The 6,253-nt window shown below is 73.8% G+C and carries 6 protein-coding genes and 2 pseudogenes; 3 read left to right on the forward strand and 5 right to left on the reverse strand.

The features are described from left to right. Positions 1 to 78: 78 nt before the first annotated feature. Positions 79 to 1,215, reverse strand: a complete 1,137-nt coding sequence (locus KS423_RS35645) for an SUKH-4 family immunity protein (protein WP_224283892.1) — start codon at positions 1,213 to 1,215, stop codon at positions 79 to 81. 260 nt (positions 1,216 to 1,475) lie between these two features. Here KS423_RS35645 and KS423_RS35650 point away from each other — a divergent pair, with 260 nt between their 5' ends. Beyond that, positions 1,476 to 2,033, forward strand: a complete 558-nt coding sequence (locus tag KS423_RS35650; RefSeq protein WP_224283893.1) for an AAA family ATPase — start codon at positions 1,476 to 1,478, stop codon at positions 2,031 to 2,033. 10 nt (positions 2,034 to 2,043) lie between these two features. Here the strand turns inward: KS423_RS35650 and KS423_RS35655 are convergent, their stop codons facing one another. Further along, entirely contained in the window at positions 2,044 to 2,634 is a 591-nt protein-coding gene (locus KS423_RS35655; RefSeq protein WP_224283894.1) for a DinB family protein, read from the reverse strand. Between the two features lie 129 nt (positions 2,635 to 2,763). Between KS423_RS35655 and KS423_RS35660 the strand changes: the two are divergent. Then, positions 2,764 to 3,600 (forward strand): annotated as a pseudogene (locus tag KS423_RS35660) (class I SAM-dependent methyltransferase). Between the two features lie 66 nt (positions 3,601 to 3,666). Here the strand turns inward: KS423_RS35660 and KS423_RS35665 are convergent. From KS423_RS35665 to KS423_RS35675, 3 genes are all read right to left on the reverse strand, one after another. Then, entirely contained in the window at positions 3,667 to 4,239 is a 573-nt protein-coding gene (locus tag KS423_RS35665; protein ID WP_224283895.1) for a dihydrofolate reductase family protein, read from the reverse strand. 122 nt (positions 4,240 to 4,361) lie between these two features. Beyond that, positions 4,362 to 5,099, reverse strand: a complete 738-nt coding sequence (locus KS423_RS35670) for an SRPBCC domain-containing protein (RefSeq protein ID WP_224283896.1) — start codon at positions 5,097 to 5,099, stop codon at positions 4,362 to 4,364. Beyond that, positions 5,096 to 5,803 (reverse strand): helix-turn-helix domain-containing protein, encoded by a 708-nt coding sequence (locus KS423_RS35675; RefSeq protein WP_224283897.1) that lies wholly within the window; start codon positions 5,801 to 5,803, stop codon positions 5,096 to 5,098. Before KS423_RS35675 ends, KS423_RS35670 begins: the two co-directional genes overlap by 4 nt. Positions 5,804 to 6,025: 222 nt before the next feature. On the opposite strand from KS423_RS35675, the pseudogene KS423_RS35680 reads away from it, so the two are divergent. Continuing rightward, positions 6,026 to 6,253 (forward strand): annotated as a pseudogene (locus KS423_RS35680) (hypothetical protein); the annotation flags it as partial.

Raw genomic sequence — 6,253 nt, forward strand, 5'->3', positions numbered from 1 at the left:
GCCCACCGCCCGCCGCCGCCGGCCGCCGCCGCCCGCCGCCGCCCACCGCCCGTCACCGGTGCAGCTCGGCCGAGCGGCTCAGCCGAGCAGGCCGCCCATGTGACCGTCCTCGGCGAGCAGCCGCCAGGAGCAGCCGGGTGAGGCGAACGCCTGCGGGTCGACCGCCTCCACCAACCGGTCCACCACCGCGCTCAGCAGCGCCTGCGGGTCGAACACCGCCCAGGTGTCCCGGGCCCGGCCGTAGTCCCAGCGGTCCCACTCGGCGCGCAGCCGCTCGTACGTCCAGAGGGCGTAGAGCAGGGCGGACAGGTCGCGGTTCAGGTAGGCCTCGGGGTGGCCGTCGTCGTACCAGTCCGGCAGTTCCAGCCGGCCGGTGGCGCCGTCCAGGGCGATCGTGAGGTCGGTCGGCCAGTCCCCGAGGGCGAGGAAGTCCCGCTGGTACGGGCGTTCCTCCTCGCCGTCGAAGTACTCGGGGTACGCCTCGCCCATGCTGACCAGCGGCTCGTCGCACACTCCGAACATCGCCCCGCCCAGCGGCAGGCCGACCTCGGTCAGCAGCTGCCGGGTCGGCCCGTGCACCAGGGCGGCGGGCAGGTCCTCGGGCCGGAACCGGTGCACCCGGCCAGGGCCGCCGTCCTGGTCCGTCAGCGCCGCGAGCTCCGCCACCAGCTCCGGGGTTGTCTCGTACGCGGGCCCGCCCGGACCACCCGGCAGCGCACCCCAGCCCAGTGCCCGCACCAGCAGCGCGGTGCCCCAGTGCGGGGGCGGTGCGGACTCGTCGTCGAACAGCCCGGGATCGATCTCCCGCATCCGCCGCTCGGCTCCCGCCAACACCTCGGCCGTCACGGTCGGCCCGCGTCGCCCGCCCAGCGCCTCCGGCCGCCGGGCCGCCTCGGCCACCGCATCCACCTCGCGGACCAGGCCCGCCAGCGCGGCCAGGCCGGAGGCCAGCAGGTCGCGCCGCGGGCCGCCGTTGTCCAGGAACACCTCCCCGGTCACCCCGTCCAGCAGCACCATGCTGCCGGTGGCGGCGAACGGCGTGCAGTACTCCGTCTCCCCGAGGACGAACAGCCGCTCCGCCTCCGCGGGGAACGCCGTCAGCTCCCCGCCCCCGAGCGCCTCGAAGTCCAGGAACGCCCCGGCCGTCGGCAGCCCCTCCCGCACCAGGAACTCCCGACTCCCCGCGTGCACCACCCCACCCGGCAGCTCCGCCACCCGCTCACACCCCACGTGCCCCACCCTCTCCCGGCCTACCCCGTGACCCACAGACCCTAGCGGCCCGGCCCGACACCGCCGAGGCGCTCTCCGAGCGGGAAGGGGCGCGGGGGCCGTCGGGCGGGGGTGGTGTGGCAGCCGGGCCCGAAGCTGCGAGGCGCTTGCCCGGGTGCGGCCGCGGGGAGGGGCGCGTGGCAGCCGGCGGGGGCCCGACACCCCACGGTGCCCGTGCGTCGCCACCGGGCCCGTAGGGTGCGGGGATGAAGCGCTACCTGCTGACCGGTACGCCGGGGGCCGGAAAGACGGCGATCCTGCGGTGGCTGGAGTGCGCGGGCTTCCCGGTGGTCGAGGAGGCCGCCACGGACGTCATCGCGCTGCGGCAGGCCCAGGGCGAGCCGGAGCCGTGGACGGACCCGTCGTTCGTGAATGCGGTGGCCGCCCTGCAACGGCGGCGGCAGGAGGGGGCCGTCGGCCCGCCGGGGGAGGTGCGGTTCTTCGACCGCTCGCCGGTGTGCACGTACGCCTTGGCGGTGCACCTCGGCCATCCGGTGACCCCGGCTCTGGCCCGGGAACTCGACCGCATCCGGGAGGCGGGGGTCTACGAACGCCGGGTGTTCTTCGTGGAGAGCCCGGGTTTCGTCACCCCGACCGAGGCGCGGCGCATCTCGTACGAGGAGTCGCTGCGGTTCGAGCGGATCCATCGGGAGGCCTACGCCGAGTTCGGGTACACGTGCGTCCCGATCGCCCCGGGGCCCCTCGCCGACCGGGCGGCCGCTGTCGTACGGCACGTCGGCGCGGCCGCCCGGCACGGAGGCTGACGTCTCCGGTTCAGGCGAGTCCGCCGGCCTCCCGGGCCGCCTGCTCCACACGGTCGTGGTGGGCCCGCCACCAGTCGGCGTCGCCGGGGGCGGTGTTGGCGCCGTCGGAGCGCTGGCCGGTGGCGCCGTCCACGAGTTCGCGGACCAGGTCGGCGTGGCCGACGTGGCGGTGGGTCTCGGCGATCATGTGGACGAGCACCCGGTGCAGGGTCTGCTCGTGGCGGGCGCCGAACGGCATCCTGCCGACGGCGTCCAGCGGCAGGGCCTCGATGGTGGCGTCGGAGTGCGCCCAGACCCGCCGGTAGCGCCCGATGATCTCCTCGGTGCTCTCGTCCGCCCGTGCCCACATGTCGCCGTTGGGTTCGGTCTGGCCGGTGATCCACACCGGGGCCGGTTCGGGGAAGGGGCGTCCGAAGGCATCGCCGAAGTAGAGGGCCTCGGCGCCGGTGACGTGCTTGACCAGGCCCAGCAGGTTGGTTCCGGTAGGTGTGAGCGGGCGGCGCAGGTCGTACTCGGAGAGGCCTTCGAGCTTCCAGAGCAGAGCGTCGCGGGCGTCCTGGATGTAGATCCGGAGGTCGGTCTTGTCATCTGTCACTGTCATGGGATCAGTCTGTTGGTCACAGGATGCCTGTCCATTGATTTCCAACCTCACCAGGACGTGACCAGCCGTCAACCCGGGCCATGATCAGCTCCGTTCACCCCACAGCGGAACCTCCCCGAGGGAGCGGCCATGACCGACGACGCCTGGACCTGGGGCGAGACGCTGTTCGCCGGAACGGCCGCCCACTACACCCGCGGCAGGCTCCCGTACGCCCCCCGGGCTGGCGGAGGCGCCGGTTGGGGCGCTGGGGCTCGACGGGCGGGGACGGCTGCTCGACGTGGGGTGTGGGCCGGGCACGCCGGCGCTGGGTCTGGCGCACCTGTTCGGCGAGGTCGTCGGAGTGGACCCGGACGCCGGGATGATCGCCGAGGCGCGCCGGGCGGGCGCCGCGGAGCCCAAGGCCACCTGGGTGCGGGCCCGGGCCGAGGAACTCCCGTCGGGCCTCGGCACCTTCACGCTGGCGACCTTCGGCCAGTCCTTCCACTGGATGGACCGCGACCTGGTGGCGGCGACCGTACGACGAATGCTGCGGCCCGGCGGCGCCCTGGCGCACATCTCGGACCTGAAGGGCGAACCGCGCCCCACCGAGGGGCTGCCGCACCCGCCGGTCCCGTACGCCGCGATCGGCGAACTGGTCCGGCGCTACCTCGGCCCGGTCCGCCGCGCCGGGCGGGGGCTGCTGCCGCACGGCACTCCGGGCGACGAGGCCGCGGTCCTCGCCCGGGCGGGCTTCGCCGGTCCGCGGCGGATCGTCGTCCCGGGCGGCCGCTGGAGCGTACGGCCGACGACGCGGTCGCGGGCGTCTTCGCGCTCTCCTCCTCGACCCCGCACCTCTTCGCCGGGCGCCGCCCGGCCTTCGAGTCGGACCTCCGCCGCCTCCTTGCCCGGACCTCGCCGTCGGGGCTCTTCTCGGAGCGGCAGCCGAGCAGCGAGGTGTTCATCTGGCGCCCCGCAGAAGGACGTTGACGGCGCGTGGCGGGGCGATCAGGCCGCCCCGCCACGCCCGCGCTCTCACCGGAAAGGGGGGAACGGTCAGCGGACGACGTCGAAGACCTGCTTCTGGATGCCGTTCCCGTACGCCTCGTACTCGACCAGCTTCAGCTTCTGGGCGTCCTTGTCCGTCGCGCTGAACAGACGCTTGCCGGCGCCGAGCAGCAGCGGGAAGACGAGCAGGTGGTAGCGGTCGATCAGGCCGGCGTCCGAGAGGGCGTGGTTCAGGGTGGCACTGCCGTGGACGATGATCGGGCCGCCCTCGGTCTCCTTCAGCGCGGCGACCTCGTCGAGCGAGCGCAGGATGGTGGTCCCGCCCCAGTTCGACACCAGGTCGTCCTCGGCGAGGGTGGTGGAGACGACGTACTTCGGCAGCGTCTTGTAGCGGGCGAACTCCGCCATGTCCGGCCACACCGGGCTGAACGCCTGGTAGCTGGCCCGGCCGAGCAGCATCGCGGTGGCCTCCTCCTGCTCCCGCCCCTTGATCTCGAACGCCTCGGGGAGAAACTCGATGTCCTTGAAGGTCCAGCCGGAGTTGCGGTAGCCGGGTTCGCCGCCGGGGCCCTCGACGACGCCGTCGAGCGAGATGAAGGCGGTGCTGATCAGGGTGCGCATGGGGGGCTCCTCGGTTCTCGTACGGGTCTGCGTCTGCCAGGCCTGCCAGGTCTGTCGGGTCCGGCAGGCCTGAAGGGTGTGAAAGGCCTGGAGGAACGCCTGAGGGCCTGAAGGCCCGAAAGTCAGGCGAGGACCCCGGCCAGCCACTGCTGCCAGGCGGCCTCGGCCCCGTCCGGAGCCGGGCCGAAGAGGTGGTGGAACATCAGCACCAGGCCGGAGCCGTGGTGGAAGGTGTAGAGCCCGTCGGCGGTGCGGACCTCGAAGCGCTCGTCGTCCGCCCAGACCACCTCGCCGTCCAACGGCGGCAGGACCGCCGGTTCGCCGTGGACCCGCGTGCCCGCGGCGACCGGGAGCGGCAGCGACAGGGCGCGGGCGAGGAGGGCCCGGACCTCCGGTTCCGGCCGGCCGGACGACGGTGCGGCGGCGAAGACGGGGACGGCGGTGCGTCCCGGGAAGTGGGCGAGGTACTCGCGGAGCGTGTGGAGGTGGAAGGGCCAGCCGCGGCGCAGTGCGTCGTACTCGTCCTGCCAGTCGTCGCCGAGCAGGCCGCTGTGGACGACGCGCAGCACGGTGGCGGCGCCGTCCCGGCCCTCGATCAGGTACTCGAAGGCCATGAACCGGCCGTCCTCGCCGGTGGCCGTACGGGTGGCCAGGCGCTTGCCGGGCTCGTAGGCGGTGACGACCGCCTCCTCGCGGTGGCCCCCGGTCTCCATGACGGCGGTGCCGCCCTCGCGCGGGTCCAGTTCGTTGCGGCCCATGAACCAGGAGTCGATCCCCGGTCCGGTGGCGATCGCCTCCCAGACCTGTTCCGGGCTCGCCGGCAGGGAGGTCTTCAGCTCGATCTCGAACGGGTGGGTCATCGTGGTTTCTCCTGATCTGCCCGGGTGCCGGCCTGTTCCGTGCCGGGTTCGTTCCGGTCCCTGCCGGGTTCGTCCTGCTCCGCTGCGGCTCCGGGCTCCGCTCCGGCTGCGGGCTGCGCGGCGGGGAGGGCGGGGATCTGGTGGAGTCCGACGACCACCCGGTGGCTGCGGCCCCCGGGGGCGGACTCGTCGTGGTAGCGGCTGACGAGGGCGGCCACGGACTGGGCCAGCTCCTCGGCGAAGGCGGCCCGGTCGGCCGCGGAGGCGAACCGCACCTGCGCGTCGATGCCGAAGGTGGCGACCCGTCGGCGGGCCCGGGAGGCGCCGGTCAGCAGGGCTCCGACCTCCTGCACCAGCCGGGAGCCGAGCGCCAGCAGCCAGCGGGCGGAGAGCTGGTCGGGGGAGCGGGCGGGGTCCGGGCTCACGGCGGCGAGGGCGCTGGGGGAGATCACGTAGGAGGCCGCGGTGGCGCGGTACACCCGTTCGGTGACGTTGCCCTTGCGGCGTTCCTCGGCGAGTTCGACGAGGCCGTGCCGCTCCAGTTCCTTCAGGTGGTAGTTGACCTTCTGCCGGGGCAGCCCCAGCCGGGCGGCCAGCATGGCGGCCGAGCCGGGCTCGGTCAGGGCGGCGAGGAGGCGTGACCGCATCGGGTCCAGCGAGGCCTCGGCCGCGGCGGGTTCTTCGATCACGGCGACTTCCAGCACTGTTCCAGCATTCAACCGACAAAAAAATTTGTCAAGGAAAAAATGCTTGTCGGTACCCGGTCGGGCGAACGCCGTCACCCGGCCGGCGTCGGACCCTCCGAGAGCGTGCACGTCGCCCAGTGGCTCCAAGTTCATCGACGGCCGCACCCCGTTGCAGGCGGGTCGGTGCCGGTGACCAGGTCGGACTTGAATCTTTGCGAACGAATGTTCGATCCTGGGTCTGTGCCCGTTTTCGAATCTGTTTTCGAATCCACCGCCGAGCAGCCCGCACGCCCCGTGCTCCGCCCGGTGGCGTCCCCGGCTGCCGTGCCCGGGGAGCGGGGGGAACGCGCGGGGCGGGCGGCGGAGTCCAGGGGGCTGCTGCCGGTGCCGTCCGCGCTGCGGGAGGTGCTGCCCGACGCCGGGCTGCGCCGGGGGACGGCGGTGTCGGTGGCGGGCGGGGACACCGGG

Origin of the sequence: Streptomyces sp. LS1784 (assembly GCF_020103755.1) — a bacterium.
Lineage (GTDB): Bacteria > Actinomycetota > Actinomycetes > Streptomycetales > Streptomycetaceae > Kitasatospora.